The following is a 20518-nucleotide window of genomic DNA, read 5'->3' on the forward strand; positions in this document are numbered from 1 at the left end:
ATCACTCGTCTCGGCAATGGGGCGTCATGTCGCCGCGTACGGCATTTTGGCGGCATGTCGGCGGCATGACCCCATGGCGTTACAGGTACCGAACCACGGTCTCCGCCGGCAAACGGGACTTCGGCAGCGCCGCATTGAAGTCGCTGTCCGCGCGATAGCCAAGGCCGACCAGCACCACGCTGGTGTACCCGGCCTCGCGCAGGTTCAGTTCGTCGTCGAGCGCGCCTGCGTCGAATCCTTCCATCGGCGTCGCGTCGATGCCCAGCGTGGCGGCGCCCAGCAGCAGCGTGCCGAGCGCCAGATAGACCTGCTTCTCCATCCAGTGCTGCAGGTCCTTTTGCGTATAGCGATGCAGATCGACGAAGCCTTGCCGGGTCTTGCGCTGGTTCCCGCGCGCCTCGGGCGTCTGGAAGCGGCCGTCGCGCTCCTCCTGGTCGAGGATGACGTCCAGCTGCGCGTCCGGCAGGCCGGTGCGCGCGCACAGCACGATCACGTGCGACGCGTTCTCGATCTTCGGCGCGTTGTAGGCGTAAGGCCCTTGCGCGCCGGCCTTGGCGATGCGCGCCTTCGCCGCGGCGCTGCCCGCGACCACGAAGTGCCACGGCTGCGAGTTGACGGACGAGGGGCTGTAGCGCAGCAGCGTGATCAGCTCCTGCAGATCGCTGTCGGATACCTTGCCAGCAGGATCGAATGCCTTGGTGGTATAGCGGGTGCGGGCGAGATCGGAGAGGGACATGGGCATGCTCTTGATATGGGTATGTCGTGTGTGTCTGTTGTCGGGATGAGGAGGCGCCGGTGCTCAGAACCCTTCGAGCACGACCTTGCCGCGCGCGCGGCCGCTTTCGATCAGCGCATGGGCGCGGCGCAGGTTGGCGGCGTTGATCGTGCCGAAGTGTTCGCCGAGCGTGGTGCGGATCGTGCCGGCGTCGATCAGCTGCGCGACGCGGGTCAGCAGTTCGTGCTGGCGGATCATGTCCGGCGTCTCGAACATCGGCCGCGCAAACATGAATTCCCAATGCAGCGACAGCGACTTGCGCTTCATCGGCATCACGTCGAGCGTGGCGGGATCGTCGATCACCGCGAGCTGACCCTGCGGCGCCAGCACGTCGATCAATTGCAGGTAGTGTTGTTCGGTATGGGTCAGACTGGCCACATGTTCGACCTGCGGCACGCCGATGCGCTCCAGTTCTTCACGCAAGGGCCTGGTGTGGTCGATCACGTGATGGGCGCCGAGCGACGTCACCCAGTCGCGTGTCTCCGGACGCGACGCCGTGCCGATCACGGTCAGGCCGGTCAGCTGGCGCGCGAGCTGGGTCAGGATCGAGCCGACGCCGCCGCCGGCGCCGACGATCAGCAGGTGCTGGCCCGCGCCGCCATGCTCGGGAACGCGCAGCCGGTCGAACAGCAGTTCCCACGCGGTGATCGTCGTCAGCGGCAATGCCGCGGCTTCGGCGTCCGACAGCGAGGCCGGCTTGCGCGCGGCGATGCGTTCGTCGACGAGGCAGTACTCCGCATTGCTGCCGGCACGCGTGATCGAGCCGGCGAAGTAGACGTCGTCGCCCGGCGCGAACAGCGTGACCGCGCTGCCGACGCGGACGACCTTGCCGACCGCGTCCCAGCCCAGCACGCGCATGGCCGCGACCGCGGACGATGCCCGGACCTTGGTATCGACCGGGTTGACTGCGATGGCGCGCAGCTGCACCAGCAGGTCGCGCGGACCGGGTTCGGGCGTCGGCAGATCGATGTCGATCAGCGCGGCCGGGTCGTCGATCGGCAGGCCGTGCTGGAGGTAGGCGATGGCTTTCATGTGGGCTCCGTGACTTGAGGAGAGGGTTTGCCTGGTCGGTGCCGCTATCTTGCGCCGTCGCAGCCTATCCGATAAGCGGTAAAATCCACCAGCACTTTCTCTCGTGGAGTGAAGATGATCCGCCTCGAAGACCTGACCCTGTTCGTGCGCAGCGCCGCCCTCGGCAGCTTTTCCAGCGCCGCGCGCGAGGCCGATCTGCTGCCGGGACAGGTCAGCGCCGCGGTCAAGCGGCTGGAGCGCGATCTCGATATCCGGCTGTTCGCCCGTTCCACGCGCAGCCTGCGCCTGACCGCCGAGGGCGAGCGCTATCTGCCCTACGCGCAGGAAGTGCTGGCCACGCTGAACGAGGGCCGCGACCGGCTGCGCGGCGATGGCGCCGCACTCAGCGGGCTGCTGCGCGTCACGGCGCCGTCCGACCTCGGCCGCAATGTGCTGCTGCCCTGGATCACCGAATTCCGCCGCGCCCATCCCGACCTGACGCTGCGGCTCTATCTGTCCGACCATGTGACGGACGTCTTCCGCGATCCGATCGATGTCGCGATCCGCTACGGGCGCATCGAGGAGGCCAGCTATGTCGCCTTGCCGCTGGCGCCGGAAAACCGCCGCGTGCTGATCGCCTCGCCGGCCTATCTGGCCCGGCATGGCCGCCCGCAATCGCTTGATGAACTGGCCGCGCATCGCTGCCTGCTGTACCACCTGAGCGGCCGCGTCTACGACAAATGGCCGTTCGAAACCGCGCGCGGCCGACGCCTGGTCGAGGTCAAGGGCAGCCTGTACACCGACGACGCCGACGTGGTCCGCCGCTGGGCGGTGCAGGGCGAGGGCATCGCCTACAAGTCATGGCTCGACGTCTGCGGCGACGTGCAGGCCGGCCGCCTGACCGTGCTGCTGCCGCACGAGCCGGGAGAAAGCACGCCGCTGCAACTGGTCTGCCCGCACCGCAAGCAGTTCTCGCCGGCCGTGCGGCAATTGCAGGCGCTGCTGAAGGAGCGGTGCGCGGCGTTGACTGCGCTGTATGCGGCGGCGGTGGCCTGAGCCGCTTGTCGCTGCCGCGATCGAAAACCGTCGCGTCAGGTCTCCGCCGGCGCGGCTAGCTCGTAGCTCGTGCTGCGGCCACCAGCCGCTGACTTCTGCAGCACGCCGTGTTGCACCAACTCATTGATGTCGCGCAGCGCCGTATCGTTCGAACATTTGCCGATGGCGGCCCATTTCGCGCTCGTCAGCTTGCCCTCGAAGCCGTCCAGCAAGCGGTTCAGCACCTTGATTTTCCGCTCGTTCATCGGAACCGTCGCGGCCCGCTGCCAGAAGCGCGCCTTGAGCAGTACCCGATCCAGTGTCTTGTTGGCCTGCAACACGGCCGCGTGCAACGTCGCGAGAAACCAGGCAAGCCACTGCGTGATATCGAGAGTGCCTTTCTGGGTCCGCTCAAGGATTTCGTAGTAGGCCTTGCGCTCTCGCTGGATTTGCGCGGAGAGGCTATAGAAGCGCTGCGGCGTGCCGTCGGCGCGCGCAAGCAGCAGGTCGCCAATCGCGCGCGCGATGTCTTCACGACGTATTCGGTCAGGACCGCGAGGCATGCTTCGTTTCTGAAGCCCATGCCGAGATCGGCCAGTCGGCCAAGCAGAAGGCCCTGAGCGCGGGTGGTCTCCGCCATGGGGGTCGCCAGGGCGGCCAGATCGTACTGCCACCGCGGCCAGTGCGGAGATTGCCAGACGTATTCGCCGTAATTCATGCGGAGATGATGGGTCGTATTCCCTGCACAGTTAAATTTATGACCTAAAAATCACATAAAAAGCGAGCTAAGCGGGCTTTCCAATTTTTCCGAGCGACCGTCGCGGCGTCGCCGGTGGGCTCATCACCGCCGACGGCATTAGGTCGGCGATGACCTGCCGCAGCCAGGCATTGGCCGGATCGCGGTGGTAGCGCACGTGCCAATGCTGCTTGACCTCGTAGCGCGGGATCTCGTACGGCAGGGCGAGCAGCCGGATGGGCTCGCGCGACTGCATCACGGCAGCGTAGTGCCGAGGCACCGTGGCGAGCAGTTCGGTCTCGCCCACGATCTGGGCCAGGGCCAGGAAGCTGGGCACGTGCAGGGCGACGCGCGGTGACGCGCCATGACCGGCGAGGGCCTTCTCCAGAATGACGGTGTGGCCAGTGCCCGTGGCGGCCACCGTAGCATGCCGCTCGCGCCGATAGACCGCCTTTGGCAGTGTCTTGCCGATGCGAGGATGCGAGCGGCTGGCGATGCAGACAAAGTCCTGCTCGAACAGGGTGCGCTGATAAAAGCCCGCCTCCAGCTGCGGCATGTAGCCCACCGCGACATCGACCGCGCCTTCCTCGAGCCGCCGCGCGCTGTCGGCGGTGATGCGTTCCGCATCGATGTCGATGCCCGGCGCATGTCGCTGCAGGTAATTGAGCAGCCGCGGCAGCAAGGCGATTTCTCCCAGATCCGTCATGCAGATCCGGAACGAACGCTTCGCCTTGGCGGGATCGAAGGCCGACGCGGTGCGGGCCTGTTCGAGCATCGCGCGGACCTCGCGCAGCACCTTGTGCAGGGCGTCGGCCCGGGGCGTCGGCAATACCCCGCGCGCGGTGCGCGTGAACAGCGGATCGCCATAGTAGGCACGCAAGCGGTTCAGCGCCGTGCTCGCCGCGCCTTGCGTCATGCCGAGCTTGTCCGCCGCGCGCGACACGCTGCCGGCCTTGTAGACCTCGTCGAATACCGCAATCCACTCCAGGTCCAGCGACGCCATCGGATGTCTCCGCACAGGGATATCGAAAAATTGGATAGATGGTATCCCGCGGCGCTGTTGCTGGCGAGGCCGGCCGGCACAAGAATGGGTTGCATCGAACCGGGGAGGAGACAGCGATGATTCCCAGCACCAGAGTTCCGCCTACCAGAGGCCCCGCAGTGTGCTCGACCAACACCAAGGCATCCATGCGGCGCGCGTGGAACGTCCTTGTCCTCGAAGGCATCGCGGCGACGCTGCTGGCAGTCGCCTTGCTGACGCCGGCTTTGCCGAGGTTGGCATTCGGCGCCGGCAACGGCGCCTTTCCGACCAAACCGGTGACCATCGTCAGCACGTTCTCGGCGGGCAGCGGACCGGATACGATGTTGCGCGCCGTCGCCGAAAAACTGGCGCTCCAATGGAAGACGCCCGTCGTCATCGAAAACCGGCCGGGCGGCGCGGGCTTCATTGCCATCAACGCGGCGCGCGCGGCGGCGCCGGATGGCCATACGCTGCTGCTGCACGATGGCGATGCGTTGAGCGCGCTGCCGCATCTGTTCAAGAGCCGCGATTTCCGCGTGTTCGATGCCTTCGAGCCGGTCGGCGTGCTCTACAGCACGCCGTTCTTCGTGGTGGTGTCGTCGTCCTCCCCGTGGAAGACGGTCGGCGATCTGCTCGCGGCCGCGAAGGCCAGACCGGGCAAGGTCAGCTTTGGGACCTGGGGCGTCGGCAGCACGGCGCATCTGCAGTCCGCGCTGCTGGAGGCGCAGGCCGGCGTCAGGATGCTGCACGTGCCGTACAAGGAGATGGGGCAGCTCTATACCGGCGTCAGCACGGGCGAAACCGACTGGGCGTTGGGGGCGAGGGCGTCGACCGAGTTCGTCTATCAGCCCGGTCGCGTCCGCTATCTCGCGGTGACGAGCCCGCAGCGGCTGCCTGCCATGCCCGATGTGCCGACGCTGGCCGAGTCCGGCGGTCCGGCCCATGCGGTGCCCAGCGGTTTCGTCGCGCTGATGGCGCCGAAGGGCACACCCGCGGCGATTCTCGACAGGATCAACAAGGATCTGCTCGCCGCCGTCGCCAGCACGGACGTGCAGGCGCGCTACAAGACCTTCAGTTTCGAGGCCACACCGTGGAGCGGCGCGCAGATGCGCCGTGCGATCGAGACGCGCAGCGCGACCTATGAGCAGGTCGTCCGCCAGAACGGCATCAAGCTCGATTGAGGAACGGACGAGCATGCGAAGGAAGCCCAACGACATCGGCCCCGCAGCCCGGGCGGCATCGCTGCCGGCGGCATTGTGGCAATGGGACGCCGCCGACTTGGCGGCGCAGATTCGCGCCGGCACGGTGTCGAGCGTGGAGGCGGTCCACAGCGTGTACGAACGCATCGACGCCATCAATCCGCGTCTCAATGCGATCGTCCATTCGGATCGCGAGCGGGCGCTCGAAGCAGCAAGGCGGGCCGACGCATTGCGTTCGGCTTCGCCGGACCCGCTCGGACCGCTGCATGGCGTACCGGTGACGATCAAGCTCAACGCCGACGTCGAAGGCGAGGCGACGACCAACGGCGTGCCGGCCTACCGCCGCCGCGTGGCGCGCGAGAATGGTCCCGTCGTTGCGAACCTGCGGCGCGCCGGTGCGATCGTGGTCGGGCGGACCAATGTGCCGCCCTTCTCGTTTCGCTGGTTCACCGAGAACCCGCTGCACGGCAGGACGCTTAATCCCTGGAACGCCGATATCACGTCGGGCGGGTCCAGCGGCGGCGCGGCGGTGGCGGTCGCCGCGGGCATGGGCGGGATCGCGCACGGCACCGACATCGCCGGCTCGATCCGCTATCCGGCCTATGTCAACGGCGTGGTCGGCTTGCGGCCCACCCCTGGACGCGTGCCGGCCTATCAGCCGACCGCAGATCCGCGCCTCGCCGGCCTGCAACTGTTTTCGGCGCAGGGGCCGCTGGCGCGATGCGTCGACGACGTCGAGCTCGGATTCCGTGCCATGGCATCGAGTGGATCGTGCGATCCTACGTGGGTCGGCATGCCGCTGGATGTCCCGGACGACGCGGCGCCTGTCAGCGTGGCCTGCGTGGACGAGATTCCCGGCGCCCGGCTCGCTCCGGAAGTGGTACGCGCCCTTGGGAAGGCAGCCAGCGCGCTCCAGGCGGCCGGCTACCGCGTCGAACGGGCCGTGCCGCCCCGGCTCGACGAAGCGCTGGATATCTGGCTGGCCATCGTGATGACGGAAGTCCGGATGGGAATGATGGCGGCCGTCGAGGCGACGCGCGACCCGACGATCATCGCGTCGGTGAGGAACATGGCCGCGTGTGCGCCGCCGCCGGACCTGCGCACCTATGCCGCGGCCTTCGCGCGGCGCGATGCGCTTCGGCGCGAATGGAATGCGTTCCTCGACCGCTATCCGCTGGTGCTGATGCCGACATCCTGCCGTCCGCCGATGCCGTGGGGCGAGGATCTGCACGATCTCGAGCGGATGCAGATGCTGCTGCGGGATCAGTCCCCGTTGATCGGCGTCGCCGCGATGAGCCTGCCGGGTTTGCACGTGCCAACCGGTATCGACAACGGACTGCCGAGCGGCGTGCAGCTGGTGGCCGCAAGCTTCCGCGAACAGCGGCTGCTCGCAGCCGGCAGGGTGATCGAGTGGGATGCGGGGATGCCGAGGGCTTATGACGCGCTGGAACGGTGAGCCATGGACGCGCGCGCTCGTGGACCTGTGGGGAGAGCGGCGGCAGCGCGCTAGTATTGCGGTTCCATCGAAAATCGCCAACGACGCCACTGCACCATGCCGCCGCTTGCCAACGAGCCGGTCCCGATCGAAGTCCGGCGCATTCTCGATGTCGTAGTCGGCGCGCTCGGCGACAACATCGCCGGCGCCTATCTGTTCGGCTCCGCCATCGTGGGCGGGCTGCGGCCGGACAGCGATGTCGACCTGCTGGTGCTGACGCATCGAACGATGGCCGCGCAATGCCGCAGGCAGTTGGTGCAAGCGTTGATGAAGGTCTCCGGCGCGCGCGCGGAGCGGGGGCCGGCCCGCAATGCCGAAGTCACGATTGTGGTGCTCGACGACATCGCCCCGTGGCGGCACCCGGCGCGGAGCGACCTCGTCTATGGCGAATGGCTGCGCGACGAGTTCGAAGCGGGCGCGGTGCCGGCGCCGAGCACCGACCCCGATCTGACGCTGGTGCTGGCCACGGCCCTGCAAGGCCACCGCGCATTGATCGGCCCGGCGCTTGCCGAATTTCTTCCAGCGATTCCCTACACCGATATCCGGCGCGCCATCGCGGACAGCCTGCCGGCGCTGGTGGCGAACGTCTGCGGCGACGAACGCAACGTCATGCTGACGCTGGCCCGCATGTGGGTCACGCTGGCGACGGGCAAGATCGTGCCGAAGGACGAGGCTGCCGACTGGTTGCTGCCGCGCCTGCCGCAGGGCCAGCGCGCGCTACTGGCGACGGCCCGCGATGCCTATCGTGGCGATGGCGGTGATGGCGGCGATGGCGGCGATGGCGGCGATGGCGGCGATGGCGGCGATGGCGCCGATGAGGCCTGGCACGAACGCGGGGCCGACGTCCGCGCCTGGGTCAACGATGTCAGCCAGGCGATCGCGCGGATGCTGCACGAGGGCGCCGACGCATGAGCACTCATGCCATCGCGTGCTAGGCGGTGCGTTTCGGCTGGACCGCCATCAGCATCAGCGCAATCACCGCCAGGGCCAATGGCGCGAACGATACCCACAACACCGTATCCCAGTCGTAGGCGGCCAACAGTCCCCCGGAGGCAAACGAGCCGAGCGCCATCGTGCCGAAGACGATGAAATCGTTGAAGGACTGCACCTTGGTCTTTTCCTCGGGCCGGTGGCATTCGAGCACCAACGCGGAAGCGCCCACGAAGCCAAAGTTCCAACCGACGCCAAGGAGGATCAGGGTCAGCCAGAAGTGGGCCACATCGATGCCGGTCAGGCCGATCGCGGCGGAAACGCCGGTCAGCAGCAGGCCCGCCGTGACGACGCGCTGCGCGCCGAAGCGGGTAATCAGCCGGCCCGTGAAGAAGCTCGGCCCATACATCGCGATCACGTGCCACTGCAGACCGAGGTTGGCGTTTTCCTGCGAATGGCCGCACAGATGCATCGCCAGCGGCGCCGCCGTCATCAGGAAGTTCATCAGCATGTATGACACGGCGCCGCACATGACCGCGGTGACGAACAGCGGCTGGCGCGCGATCGTCGACAGCGGCCGCCCCTTCGCGACTTCCGCCGCCGTCGGCATCGGCAGCCGCACGCCCCACAGCACCAGCGCCGACACCAGCGCGACGACGGCCTGCATGACGAAGGTCGCCGCGAACATGTGCGGCGGCCACAGATGCATGGTGTGCGTGACCAGCTGTGGTCCGACGACGCCGGCGACGACGCCGCCTCCCATCACGAAGGACAGCGCACGCGGGCGCAGCGCAGGCGAGACGCCGTCGGCCGCGGCGAAGCGGAACGACAGCACCACCGCCGCATAGGCGCCGCCGAAGAACGTTGCCAGGCAGAACAGCCAGAACGAACTCCACACGACGGCGGCGGCCGCCAGCAAACCGACCAGCACGCCGCAGGCGGTGCCGGCGAGGAACGAGGCGCGTCGGCCGTAGCGGCGCGCGATGGCTCCCGTCGGCAGGATGCACGCCGCCATGCCGACAACGAAGATCGAGATGGGCAGCGTGGCCAGCGTCTTGTCGGGGGCCAGCATGTCGCCGACGATCGCGCCGGTCGCATAGACCACGACGGAATTGGCACCGGCCAGCGCCTGCGCGACGGTCAGGCGCAGGATATTGCCGCGCTGGTCGCGCTCGGAGAGTTCGGCGACGGATTCGCTCAGTGCGGCAGGGGCGGGGTTCGACAAGACAATACCTCGGAGAAATGGGGATTCGCGCTCGGCACCGTGGGTCGATGGCGGAATTCCGGCGGGACGACAGGCGATTGTTGGCGGATTATCCCCGACCTGCAAACAAGATTAAGTATCGATCAGCGAAAGAATAGCTTTATCGATGTGGAAGTCGTCGCGCACGAGTCGATCGGAGCGGCGGCGCCGGTGCAAGGGAAAAACATGCTGCACCGCACGACCGGGCGAGAAACGGTCCTGCGGTAGAGTAACGGTTCTTCTTCCCCCCCGATGCTCGCCATATGGAGACCGAGCCATGGAATTCGTTATCCCCAGTACCGCAAATCTGGTTCTGTTCGTCAGCGCCGCCCTGGTGTTGCTGGTGATTCCAGGCCCGGCCGTGCTGTACATCATCGCGCAGTCGGTGGAGCAGGGCCGCAAGGCCGGGATGGTGTCGGATCTCGGCATCCATACGGCCACGCTCGTCCACGTGCTGGCCGCCGCGCTGGGGTTGTCCGCGTTGCTGGCCTCGTCCGCCGTGGCGTTCAGCATCCTGAAGTACGCCGGTGCCGCCTATCTGATCTGGCTGGGGCTGAAGAAGATCTTCGGCCGTCCGGCGCCGGTCGTCGTCGATGCGGTGCCGCAGCAGCGGCGCTACGCCCGACTGTTCCGCGACGGCTTCATCGTCAACCTGCTCAATCCCAAGACGGCACTGTTCTTCCTGGCCTTCCTGCCGCAGTTCGTCGACGTCAGCCGCGGCCACGTGGCGATGCAGATCGTCTTTCTGGGCCTGTTGTTCACGCTGCTTGGCCTGATCAGCGATGCCTGCTACGCGCTGGCCGCAAGTGCGGCAGGCCGCTGGCTGCGCCAAAGCCGCGGCTATCTGACGTTCGAGCGCTACGTCGGCGGCACGCTGCTGATCGGGCTGGGCATTACTGCAGCGTTTGCCGGGAACGGCAAGAAGTAGCCGGCGCCGCCGAAGGCGTTACCGAATCCGGATGTCGGCCGCGCCGCCGCGGGTATCCTGCCGGACCGCGGTCCAGTCGGCCCGCGTCAACCGGTACACGCAATGCGCTTTCAGCGGATGGCCATCGGGCACGTTCGGGTGGTCGAAGGTCTGCGCGCAGCGCCGCATGCCCAGCCGTTCCATCACCGCCTGCGAGGGCTGGTTCAGCAAGGCGGTGAACGACACGATTTCGTTCAGGCCGAATACCTCGAAGCCGGCCCGCAGGGCGGCGCGCGCAGCCTCGCTGGCGTAGCCCCGTCCCCAGTATTCAGCCGCAAGGCGCCAGCCGATCTCCACGCACGGCGCGAAGGGTAACGGCGCGCCTGGGATGTTCAGGCCCACCATGCCGATGAACGCGCCATCCTGCTTGCGCTCCACCGCCCAGAACCCGAACCCGTGCGCGGCAATATGCGCGCTGCAGCGGTCGATCATCGCGTCGCTGGCGGCGCGGTCAAACGGGGCCGGAAAATAGCGCATGACCCGGACATCGGCATTGAGCGCGGCAAAGGGATCGCTGTCGGAAGTCTGCCATGGGCGCACGATCAGACGGGGTGTTTCGAGCTGGATGGGGCGCGGACCCGGATGCATTTGGCGTTTCCGTTCGCATCAAGAAGGGAGGGAAGTATGACACTGCCCGCGGCGCTGGCCGATCACGGCCGTCTTCGCTGGATGCCGGTCAGCATGGGGGAATCGGGCGATCTTGTCTATCGGCGCGATGACGGCCGGGCCTTCGCCAAGGTCGTGCCGGAGTCCCGCTCGGCAGAGCTCGCTGGCGAGCGCGATCGGCTCGCCTGGCTGGAGGGTCAAGGGATTGCCTGCCCGAAGGTACTGGACTGGCGAGAAGCGGGGAACGAAGTGTGCCTGGTGATGACAGCCGTGCCAGGCGTGCCCGCGGCCGATTTGCCCGGCACGGATCTGCTCGAGGCATGGCCGTCGATGGTGCGCGAGCTTGGCGCGCTGCACGCGTTGTCGTCGGGCCAGTGCCCGTTCGAACGCAGCCTGTCGGCGATGTTCGCGCATGCCGTGGACGTGGTGAACCGCGATGCAGTCAATCCAGACTTTCTGCCCGACGAGGACAAGCGCACGCCGGCCCCGGAACTGCTGGCGCGGGTCGAACGCGAGCTGCCCGTCCGCCTTGCGCAAGAGGCCACCTCTACGGTGGTCTGTCACGGCGATCCCTGCCTGCCCAACTTCATGGTCGATCCGCACACGCTGCGATGCACGGGCATCATCGACCTGGGTCGGCTCGGCCGGGCGGACCGCTATGCCGACCTCGCCTTGATGGTGGCCAATGCCGAGGAAAGCTGGCAGACACCGCAGCAGGCGGAACAGGCCTTCGCCATGCTGTTCGACACCCTCGGGCTGACGGCCGATCGCGAACGATTGGCCTTCTACCTGCGGCTCGATCCCTTGACCTGGGGGTGAATGGCTCCCGCCGTCCGCGTTGCCTAGCGCAGCTCGTCCTCGATATAGGCCCGGATCACATCGGCGAAGCTGGCGTCGCCGCGCAACCCCAGCTGCTCGGCGCGCGTGGTGTCCCAGCGGCCCGGCCAGCTGCCGACGATATGCTGCACGCGGGCGTCGGGCTCGCGGCGAATGCGGTTGGCGGCCTCGTCGCCGGCCACTTCCCGCAGCGCGGCGATCATCTCATCCACGGTCACGGAAACGCCAGGCAGATTGACGATGCGCCGATTGCCCAACCGTTCGCCCGGCAGCTCGCTGCCGGCAATCAGCGCCTCGATGGCCCGGCGCGGCGACAGCAGCCACAGCCGCGTGTCGCCCGGCACCGGGCAGATCGCCTCCTCGCCATTGAGCGGTTCGCGGATGATGCCGCTGGCAAACGACGATGCGGCGGCATTGGGCCGGCCCGGACGCACGCTGATGGTCGGCAGCCGCAGCACGACGCCGTCGACAAAGCCGCGCCGGCTGTAATCGGACAGCATCAGTTCGGCGATCGCCTTCTGCGTGCCGTACGACGATTGCGGATTGAGCGCGGTATCGTCGCGCACCACCTCGGGCAGCAAGCCGCCATAGACGGCCACCGAGCTGGTGAACACCACGCGCGGGCGATGGCCGCGGGCCCGGCATACTTCCAGCAGCGCGCGCGAGGCATCGAGGTTGATGCGCATGCCCAGGTCGAAATCGGCCTCGGCCTGGCCGCTGACGATGGCGGCCAGATGGAACACCACCGCGGTATCGCGGTCGATCGCGCGTTCGAGCAGCGCGGGATCGGCGATATCGCCGACCAGCGCGGTCACGCGCTGGTCGCCCAGATCGTTGCCTGGCACGACATCGACCAGCACCAGTTCCGTGATGGGAGCCGCCTTGCCGTCGGGACCGGTCAGCTCGCCGCGCGACAGCAGCTGTTTGGCCAGACGCTGGCCGAGAAATCCGGCGCCGCCGGTGATCAGTACTTTCATGATGCGTTGCCTTGTTGAATCGCGAGATCGGCGGGCAGCCGGCCGTGAATGTGCCAGCCGCCCGCAATGATTACCGCTGCAGCCAGGGGCGCAGCCACCCAAGCCCCTCGGTGGTACCTGCCCTGGGGCGATATTCGCAGCCGATCCAGCCCTGGTAGCCAAGCGCGTCGATCAGCTCGAACAGGTAGGGATAGTTCAGTTCGCCGATATCCGGCTCCTGCCGCTCTGGCACCCCGGCGATCTGGATATGCCCGATACCGGCCATGTCGCGCTTGAGCTTGGTGGCCACATCGCCTTCGACGATCTGGCAGTGGTAGCAGTCGAACTGCACCTTGAGGTTCGGCGCGCCGATCTCGCGGCAGATCGCTTGCGCATCGTCCTGGCGGTTCAGGAAGAAACCCGGGATATCGCGCGTGTTGATCGGCTCGATCACCACCGTGATGCCGTCGGCCTGCGCGGTGCGGGCGGCGTACTCCAGGTTGCGCAGATAGATGGCGCGCTGCTGGTCGCGCGACACGCCCGGCGCCGCAAGGCCCGCCATCACGTGCAGCTTGTCGTTGCCCAGCACGCGCGCGTAGTCGAGCGCCGTATCGATGCTGCGCCGGAATTCGTCTTCCCGTCCGGGCAGCGACGCGATGCCGCGTTCGCCGCCGGCCCAGTCGCCCGGCGGCGCATTGAACAGCGCCTGTTGCAGGCCATTGGCATCGAGCCGCGACTTCAGCTCGGCCGCCGGAAAGTCGTAAGGAAACAGATACTCCACGGCGCGGAAGCCATCGTTCGCGGCCGCGGCAAAACGGTCCAGGAACGCGTGCTCGTTGTACATCATCGAAAGATTGGCGGCAAAGCGTGGCATGGCAGCAAGTCGGGATGGAGTGGAGGAAGGCGGCGCTAGCGCGCCGCGTCCATATTAGCGGTTGACCAGCCTGGCCGGCGTCAGCCAGACGGCGACGGCACCGAGCACCAGCATGCCGGCCAGCACATACATGCCGGCTGCCGTGCTGTTGGTGGCATCGCGCAGGAAGCCGATCAGATAGGGGCTGGCGAAGCCGGCCAGGTTGCCGATCGAATTGATGATCGCGATACCGGCCGCGGCGGCGCTGCCGGCGAGGAACGCGGTCGGCAGCGACCAGAACAGCGGGGCGCAGGTCAGCACGCCGGCGGCCGCCACCGACAGCGCGACGATGGACAGCGTGGTGTTGCCGGTGGCGGAGGCGGCGATGGTGAAGCCGACGGTGCCCATCAGCGCCGGCACGATCAGATGCCAGCGCCGCTCGCGGCGCTTGTCCGCGCTGTGGCCGAACAGGTTCATCGCGACGATGGCGACCACGAAGGGAATCGCGCTCAGCAGCCCGATTTCCAGCGTGCCCGTGATGCCGGTCGATTTGACGAAGGTCGGCATCCAGAACGTCAGACCGTACTGCCCCGATACGAAGGCGAAGTAGATCAGCGACATCCACCACATGCGCGGGTCACGGAACACCGCGCGCAGCGAATGCGCGTGCTGTTGCTGCTCCTGCGGCTGCGCGGCGATCTCGTCGGCGAGCAGCGTCTTCTCGCGCTCGGTCAGCCATTTGGCGCTGCGGATGTTGTTGTCCAGATAGAGGATCGTCGCGATGCCGATCAGCACCGCCGGGATTGCCTCCAGCACGAACATCCATTGCCAGCCGTGAAAGCCCGCGCCACCGTGGAAGCTCTCCATGATCCAGCCGGACAGCGGATTGCCGAAAATGCCCGATACCGGAATCGCCGACATGAACACCGCGATGATCTTGGCGCGGCGGTGCGATGGAAACCAGTAGGTGAGGTAAAGGATCACGCCAGGATAGAAACCGGCCTCCGCCAGGCCCAGCAGGAAGCGCAGCACATAGAACTGCGTCGGCGTCGTGACGAAGGCGAACATCGCCGACAGGATGCCCCAGGTGATCATGATGCGGGCGATCCAGATGCGCGCGCCGATCCGGTGCATCAGCATATTGCTCGGCAGTTCGAACAGGAAGTAGCCGAGGAAGAAGATGCCGGCGCCCAGGCCGAACACCGTCTCGCTGAAGGCCAGGTCCTGCGACATCTGCAGCTTGGCGAAGCCGACGTTGACGCGGTCCAGATAGGCCACCACGTAGCACAGCATCAGGAACGGCACGATGCGCCAGAACACCTTGCGGTAGGTCAGGTCGAGTTCGGCTTTGTCGGGTGCGTCGACGTAGGCGGCCGCGGCCGCGTCGTAGGCTGTCATCGGTTGTCTCCTATGGATTGTGTCGGGCCGGCTGTCGCGCCGGCGCCGGTGTGCGTAATCAAGGCCCGTGCACACCGCGGGCTGGCGCGTCCGCTACCAGCGTGCGCCGAAGGTCTGGCGTAGTTCTTCAAGCGCCGCGGCGTCGAGCGGCGCGGGCTTGGGATCGGTCATCAACCACAGGCGTGCGGTTTCCTCGAGCTCTTCGAGCACCCACGACGCTTGCGAAACCGACGGGCCCCACACCACGGGGCCCAGCCGGTCCAGCAGCACGCCGCGCACGCGCGCGGCCAGCGCGGCCACTTGCGCCGCGACCTCGGGGTCGCCCGGGCGGCGATAGCGCAGCAGCGGAACATGGCCAACCTTCATCACGTAGTAGGGCGTGATCGGCGGCAGCACGTCGTCGTCGCGCCAGACGCCCGCGAGCGTCAGCGCGACCAGATGGGTCGAATGCGTATGCACCACGCCGTGCGCGTTCGGGTCGTTGGCATAGATGCCGCGATGCAGCGCCAGCGTCTTCGAGGGCCTGTCGCCGGACACGTGCTGGCCGCTGGCGTCGACCTTGGCGATGCGCGCCGGGTCCAGCCGGCCCAGGCAGGCATCGGTCGGCGTAATCAACCAGCCGTCGTCGAGCCGCGCGCTGATATTGCCGGCGCTGCCGACCGCATGCCCGCGCGCATACAGGCTCGCGCCGATCGTGCAGATCTCCTCGCGCAGGCGGGCTTCCTCGCTCATTGGATGCCTCCTTCCAGCTGGCGCAGCGCCTTGGCGAAGAAATCGACCGCGCCGAAATTGCCCGACTTGAGCGCCAGACCCAAGGGCTCGGTGTCGATGGTGGCGGTGGCCGGCACGCCGGGATCGATCTGCGCGCCGATTTGCAGCGATTTCACGTCGAGTGCCTGCACCACGGCGCCCGACGTCTCGCCGCCGGCAACCACGAACTTGCGCACGCCCATCTCGCGCAGACCGCGCGCGATGGCAGCCAGCGTGGCCTCCACCAGTTGGCCGGCCTCCGCCACGCCGAGCGCTCGCTGCACGCTGCGCACTTCGTCGGGCGTGGCGGTGGCATAGATCAGTACCGGCTCGGGCAGATGCGATCGGGCAAACGCCAGCGCCTGCTCGACCACCGCTTCGCCGCGCGCCACCGCGAGGGGGTCGATGCGGAAACTCGGCCTGGCGTCAGCTCCGTTCCCGTTCCCGTTCCCGCGCCACGCTGCCACCTGCTGGTTCGTCGCTTGCGATGCGCTGCCTGCCAGCACCGCGGCATGGCCTTCGATGCGGGGCAATTGCGCGGCATCGGCGCGTTCCGCCAACAGACCCGCGCGGCGGAAGTTGGCGGGCAGGCCGAGCGCGATGCCCGAGCCGCCGGTCACCAGCGGCAGATCGGCGCACGCTTCGCCGAGCACGTGCAGATCTTGGTCGGACAGCGCGTCGGCAATCGCCAGCCGTACGCCATCGGCGCGCAACTGCGCGATCGCCTCGCGCACCGCGGCCGCGCCGGCGGCGATCGTGTCATAGCGGATCAGGCCGACCCTGTCGCGGGTTTGCCGTTGCAGCACGCGCACCAGATTGGCATCGCGCATCGGCGTCAGCGGATGGTTCTGCATGCCCGACTCGTTCAGCAGCGTGTCGCCGACGAACAGATGGCCGCGAAAGACCGTACGGCCGTTCTCCGGAAAAGCCGGACAGGCGATCGAGAAGCCGGGCTGTTCCAGCGCATCGAGCAGGGCCTCGGCCACCGGGCCGATATTGCCGGCATCGGTAGAGTCGAAGGTCGAGCAGTACTTGAAGAAAAATTGGTGGCAGCCCTGTTCGCGCAGCCAGGCGAGGGCGGCCAGCGATTGCGCAATGGCCTCGGTTGCCGGGATGGTGCGCGATTTGAGCGCCACCACAATGGCGTCCGCTTGCAGCGGCGCCGCGGACGGCGGCACGCCGATGGTCTGCACGGTTCGCATGCCGCTCTTGACCAGCATATTGGCCAGATCGGTGGCGCCGGTGAAATCGTCGGCGATACAGCCCAGAAGCGGGCGAGGCGAGTTGGAGTGGGACATGAATGGGCGGGGGATAACGGACAGCGGCAACGAACGGCGCTCAGCCTGTTTTGAATCAGCGTGAGGGCGGCAGCGTGATGCCGGGGAAGGTCTTGATCACCGCGGAATCGTCCTCGCCGCCATGGCCGGCGCTGGACGCGCTCATGAACATCTGATGCGCGGTGGCCGACAACGGCAGCGGGAATTTGCTGCGGCGGGCGGTATCGAGCACCAGGCCCAGGTCCTTGACGAAGATGTCGACGGCGGACAGCGGCGTGTAATCGCCTTTGAGGATATGGGGCACCCGGTTCTCGAACATCCACGAGTTGCCGGCGCTATGGGTGATCACGTCGTACAGCGCGTCCGGATCGACGCCCTCGCGCAGCCCCAGCGCCATCGCTTCGGCGGCAGCCGCGATATGCACGCCGGCCAGCAATTGATTGATGATCTTGACCTTGGAGCCGGCACCATGCTGCTCGCCAAGTCGATAGACCTTGCCCGCGATGGCCTCGAGCACGTCGTCGCAGGCGGCATAGGCGGCCGCCGGCCCCGACGTCATCATCGTCATCTCGCCCGACGCCGCGCGCGCCGCACCGCCGGACACCGGCGCGTCGAGCATCAGCAGGCCCGCCGCTTCCAGGCGCACGCCAAGCTGCACGGCAAATTCCGGCGCGACCGTCGCGCTGGCAATGACCACGCTGCCGGCCTTCATGCGGGCCACCGCGCCTTGCTCGCCGAACAGCACCGCTTCGGTCTGCTCGGCATTGACCACCAGCGTCACCACCACGTCGCACTGCGCACCCAGTTCGGCCGGCGTGGCGCAGGCGATGCCGCCTTCGTTGGCGAAGGCGCGCAGCACCTCGTCGCGCACGTCGCAGGCGTGAACGCGAAAGCCCGCGCGCAACAGCGAGCGCGCAACGCCCAGGCCCATGGCACCGAGGCCGATGACTCCAATATGTCGTGACATGATCTGTCTCTGGTTGGCGCGAGCCGCCGCGGCGGCCGCTCAGCAGATGCCGGCTTGCGACAGCCGGCGCTCGGCGTTGTACAGGTGGGTCAGGGCGGCATTGCGTGCCGCCATCGGGTCGCGCGCACGGATCGCGTCGACGATGGCCGCGTGTTCGTCGCGCACCTGACGCGAGAAATCGTCGCGCGTCGCCTCGTTGCGGCGGGTCACCGCGACCCCGGCCTCGAGGTACTGGTTCAGGAAATTCAGCGTCTTGATGAAGTAGGGGTTGCCGGTCACCGCGGCGATCTTGCGGTGAAAGGCGACATCCTCGGCCACGCCATCGCGTCCGGCGGCCGCCGCCTCGTCGATATTGGCCAGCGCCGCGTCGATCTCGGCGATATCCCGGTCAGTGCAGCGCCGCGCGGCCTCCGCTGCAACCTCCGCCTCGATGGCGCGGCGCACCGCCAGCAGATGCGGCATCGAGCTGGGCTCGATCGCCTCGGCGTAATCGATCCGCAACGGCCGGATCGCGCCATGCTCCTTGACGAACACGCCGCTGCCCTGGCGCGGCTCGACCACGCCTTCGTTCTTGAGCCGCGAAATCGCCTCGCGAATCACCGTACGGCTAACGCCGAACTGCTGCGCCAGCACGGCCTCGGTGGGCAGCTTGCCGGTCGCGGCAAAACTGCCGATCTCGATCTGCTTGAGCAGTTGCTGAGCGACGGTGTCGCTCATCGCGGGGGCGGAGACCTTGTCGAACATGGCTTGGGCCGGTGTGATGCCTTATCAGGTAATAAGGTCATCATACAAATTTGAGGGCGGCAACCGTTATTGGGGACAACCCTTGCAACGCTAGAGGATTCTTTGCGTCACCTAAGCGAACACCTTTGCCAACGAGCCTTGCTGGCGTAAGCCGCCTGCAGCAGCGCAAGGCGCTTGGTATCAGCCGGTATCACGCGATTTGATACTTCTCGCCGTCGACGATACCGAACCAGGTTTTTCTGGAGTCGTTGCCCCTGTCCCGCTCGGCTCGGCGGCCGCGGCCAGCAGCCGCGCCTCGATGTAGATCCGTTTGACGGAGGGATAGCGCAAACGAATCTGCCGTTCCACCCTTTCCACCGAGCGCGCGATCTCGGTGCCGCGAGCGCCGGCACGGAACTGGACGTCGAGCGCTACCAGTACATCGTCGGGACCGAAATGCATGGTCAGCGGCCGCGCGGCGTAATCGATGCAAGGGTCTTCGTGTGCCAGGCGCTGAATACCTTCGGCCATCTCGCGGTTCACGCTTTCCCCCACCAGCAAGCTGCGGCTTTCCCGGACCAGCACCGTAGCGACGCCGGCAAGCAGCACGCCAATCACCAGCGATGCCGCGCCGTCCAGCACCGGCATGTTCCAGCGGTGGCTCGCATAGATGCCCGCCGCAGCGATCACCAGTCCAGCGAGCGCCGCGGCGTCTTCGGCAAGCACGGTGACGGTGGTGGGATCCTTGCTGCTGCGCAGCGCCGTCCAGAACGGCGTGGCGCCCTTTTCGCGATTGAACTCGCGCAGCGCAATGGCAAAGCTGATTCCTTCGAATATCGCGGCGCAGGCCAGCACGATGTAATTCCAGTGGGGATCGCGCAATGGCTCGGGATCCATCATGTGAAGCACACCTTCGTAAGCCGAAATGCCGCCGCCCAGGCCAAAGATCAGCACCGCGACGATCAAGCTCCAGAAGTACAGCTCCTTGCCGTAGCCAAACGGATGCTGCGGATCGGCCTTGCGGCGACTGCGCGACAGACCGACCAGCAGTAGTAGCTCGTTGCCGGTATCGACGGTCGAGTGGATCGCTTCAGAGAGCATCGCGGAGCTGCCCGTGACACTGGCGACAATGAATTTGGTCACGGCGATGGCGAGGTTGGCCGCGATCGCGCCGTAGATGGCGAGGGGAGATTTGCGCGACGCGCTGGCCGGCGAGGGCGGCGCCGGTTCAGATGGCGAGGCATCCTTGAGCGCCGCGCCGGTGACAGGAGGGGGCCACGGATGACGTCCTGACATGCAGTCTTCGTGTCGTGACAGCAGGAATACGACGGGTCAAGCAACAGTTGTACCTTGGCCGCATCCGCGCCTGAAAAAAGCGAACGGACCTCAATGGCGCCCGCGATGACGTCGATCGAACGGTAAATGCTTCATGCCGATGTATTGGTCGCAACCGCAAGCCGGCGCGGCGGGCAGAGCCGATAGCAGCATGCCAATGCACAGTCCGACACCGGACGTATGGGATGTTATGGGAAGCAAAAACCCCCGCAAAGCGAGGGTTGACGGCGTCTCTGGACTTCTTGGGATTTGGTGCCCGGGGTCGGACTCGAACCGACACGCCTTGCGGCGGGGGATTTTGAGTCCCCTGCGTCTACCTGTTTCACCACCCGGGCGGGGTGCGCGATCGTGCCGGAGGGTTGCCGGAGAAGCGGCGGGGGCACTGCGCTGAGCAGCGGATTATG

The 20518-nt window shown here is 67.0% G+C and carries 18 protein-coding genes, 1 tRNA gene and 2 pseudogenes; 6 read left to right on the forward strand and 15 right to left on the reverse strand.

Going from position 1 to position 20518, the window contains the following annotated elements:
* Window positions 1-79 precede the first annotated feature (79 nt).
* Together nfsB and B551_RS03450 are read right to left on the reverse strand one after the other, a co-directional pair.
* Entirely contained in the window at window positions 80-736 is a 657-nt protein-coding gene (gene nfsB / locus B551_RS03445) for an oxygen-insensitive NAD(P)H nitroreductase (RefSeq protein ID WP_006576428.1), read from the reverse strand.
* A 63-nt stretch (window positions 737-799) separates the two neighbouring features.
* Window positions 800-1807 carry a zinc-binding alcohol dehydrogenase family protein gene (locus B551_RS03450; RefSeq protein ID WP_006576429.1) on the reverse strand — a complete coding sequence of 336 codons (1008 nt, stop codon included), beginning with the start codon at window positions 1805-1807 and terminating at the stop codon, window positions 800-802.
* A 114-nt stretch (window positions 1808-1921) separates the two neighbouring features.
* On the opposite strand from B551_RS03450, the gene B551_RS03455 reads away from it, so the two are divergent.
* Window positions 1922-2842, forward strand: a complete 921-nt coding sequence (locus B551_RS03455) for a LysR family transcriptional regulator (protein WP_043437170.1) — start codon at window positions 1922-1924, stop codon at window positions 2840-2842.
* Between the two features lie 35 nt (window positions 2843-2877).
* Here B551_RS03455 and B551_RS03460 read toward each other — a convergent pair.
* A pseudogene (locus B551_RS03460) lies at window positions 2878-3539 on the reverse strand (DUF4172 domain-containing protein).
* 67 nt (window positions 3540-3606) lie between these two features.
* On the reverse strand, window positions 3607-4560 hold the full coding sequence (locus tag B551_RS03465) for a LysR family transcriptional regulator (RefSeq protein WP_006576432.1): 954 nt from the start codon (window positions 4558-4560) through the stop codon (window positions 3607-3609).
* A gap of 185 nt (window positions 4561-4745) precedes the next feature.
* Between B551_RS03465 and B551_RS03470 the strand changes: the two genes are divergently transcribed.
* From B551_RS03470 to B551_RS03480, 3 genes are all read left to right on the forward strand, one after another.
* Complete coding sequence (locus B551_RS03470; RefSeq protein ID WP_157071903.1) at window positions 4746-5759, forward strand: tripartite tricarboxylate transporter substrate binding protein; 1014 nt, start codon at window positions 4746-4748, stop codon at window positions 5757-5759.
* Window positions 5760-5772: 13 nt separating this feature from the next.
* Window positions 5773-7233 carry an amidase gene (locus tag B551_RS03475; RefSeq protein ID WP_006576434.1) on the forward strand — a complete coding sequence of 487 codons (1461 nt, stop codon included), beginning with the start codon at window positions 5773-5775 and terminating at the stop codon, window positions 7231-7233.
* A 96-nt stretch (window positions 7234-7329) separates the two neighbouring features.
* Window positions 7330-8184, forward strand: a complete 855-nt coding sequence (locus B551_RS03480) for an aminoglycoside adenylyltransferase family protein (RefSeq protein WP_023263492.1) — start codon at window positions 7330-7332, stop codon at window positions 8182-8184.
* A 19-nt stretch (window positions 8185-8203) separates the two neighbouring features.
* Here B551_RS03480 and B551_RS03485 read toward each other — a convergent pair whose 3' ends face one another.
* The gene (locus B551_RS03485; RefSeq protein ID WP_006576436.1) at window positions 8204-9427 is read right to left on the reverse strand and encodes an MFS transporter; all 1224 of its coding nucleotides are present in this window, start codon (window positions 9425-9427) and stop codon (window positions 8204-8206) included.
* A gap of 295 nt (window positions 9428-9722) precedes the next feature.
* Between B551_RS03485 and B551_RS03490 the strand changes: the two genes are divergently transcribed.
* Window positions 9723-10373: a LysE family translocator gene (locus B551_RS03490; RefSeq protein WP_006576437.1), complete on the forward strand. Its 651-nt coding sequence runs from the start codon at window positions 9723-9725 to the stop codon at window positions 10371-10373.
* A gap of 18 nt (window positions 10374-10391) precedes the next feature.
* Here B551_RS03490 and B551_RS03495 read toward each other — a convergent pair whose 3' ends face one another.
* The gene (locus B551_RS03495) at window positions 10392-11000 is read right to left on the reverse strand and encodes a GNAT family N-acetyltransferase (protein ID WP_006576438.1); all 609 of its coding nucleotides are present in this window, start codon (window positions 10998-11000) and stop codon (window positions 10392-10394) included.
* A gap of 36 nt (window positions 11001-11036) precedes the next feature.
* Between B551_RS03495 and B551_RS03500 the strand changes: the two genes are divergently transcribed.
* The gene (locus tag B551_RS03500) at window positions 11037-11837 is read left to right on the forward strand and encodes an APH(3'') family aminoglycoside O-phosphotransferase (RefSeq protein ID WP_006576439.1); all 801 of its coding nucleotides are present in this window, start codon (window positions 11037-11039) and stop codon (window positions 11835-11837) included.
* Between the two features lie 23 nt (window positions 11838-11860).
* Here the strand turns inward: B551_RS03500 and denD are convergent, their stop codons facing one another.
* From denD to B551_RS03545, 9 genes and pseudogenes are all read right to left on the reverse strand, one after another.
* On the reverse strand, window positions 11861-12832 hold the full coding sequence (gene denD, locus B551_RS03505) for a D-erythronate dehydrogenase (RefSeq protein WP_006576440.1): 972 nt from the start codon (window positions 12830-12832) through the stop codon (window positions 11861-11863).
* A 70-nt stretch (window positions 12833-12902) separates the two neighbouring features.
* Window positions 12903-13685 (reverse strand): 2-oxo-tetronate isomerase, encoded by a 783-nt coding sequence (otnI, locus tag B551_RS03510; protein ID WP_006576441.1) that lies wholly within the window; start codon window positions 13683-13685, stop codon window positions 12903-12905.
* Between the two features lie 54 nt (window positions 13686-13739).
* Complete coding sequence (locus B551_RS03515) at window positions 13740-15062, reverse strand: MFS transporter (protein WP_006576442.1); 1323 nt, start codon at window positions 15060-15062, stop codon at window positions 13740-13742.
* Between the two features lie 93 nt (window positions 15063-15155).
* Window positions 15156-15794: an aldolase gene (locus tag B551_RS03520; RefSeq protein WP_006576443.1), complete on the reverse strand. Its 639-nt coding sequence runs from the start codon at window positions 15792-15794 to the stop codon at window positions 15156-15158.
* Window positions 15791-17110 carry a 3-oxo-tetronate kinase gene (otnK, locus tag B551_RS03525; RefSeq protein ID WP_006576444.1) on the reverse strand — a complete coding sequence of 440 codons (1320 nt, stop codon included), beginning with the start codon at window positions 17108-17110 and terminating at the stop codon, window positions 15791-15793. The genes B551_RS03520 and otnK overlap by 4 nt, the downstream gene beginning before the upstream one ends.
* Window positions 17111-17165: 55 nt before the next feature.
* Window positions 17166-18062, reverse strand: a pseudogene (gene ltnD / locus B551_RS03530) (L-threonate dehydrogenase); the annotation flags it as partial.
* A gap of 33 nt (window positions 18063-18095) precedes the next feature.
* Entirely contained in the window at window positions 18096-18800 is a 705-nt protein-coding gene (locus B551_RS03535) for a FadR/GntR family transcriptional regulator (protein WP_006576446.1), read from the reverse strand.
* Between the two features lie 180 nt (window positions 18801-18980).
* On the reverse strand, window positions 18981-20075 hold the full coding sequence (locus B551_RS03540) for a cation diffusion facilitator family transporter (protein WP_006576447.1): 1095 nt from the start codon (window positions 20073-20075) through the stop codon (window positions 18981-18983).
* A 289-nt stretch (window positions 20076-20364) separates the two neighbouring features.
* Window positions 20365-20449: transfer RNA gene (locus B551_RS03545), tRNA-Leu, on the reverse strand.
* Between the last annotated feature and the right edge of the window lie 69 nt (window positions 20450-20518).

The sequence above is a fragment of the Cupriavidus sp. HPC(L) genome, from assembly GCF_000307735.3.
In the GTDB taxonomy this organism is placed as follows: Bacteria; Pseudomonadota; Gammaproteobacteria; order Burkholderiales; family Burkholderiaceae; genus Cupriavidus.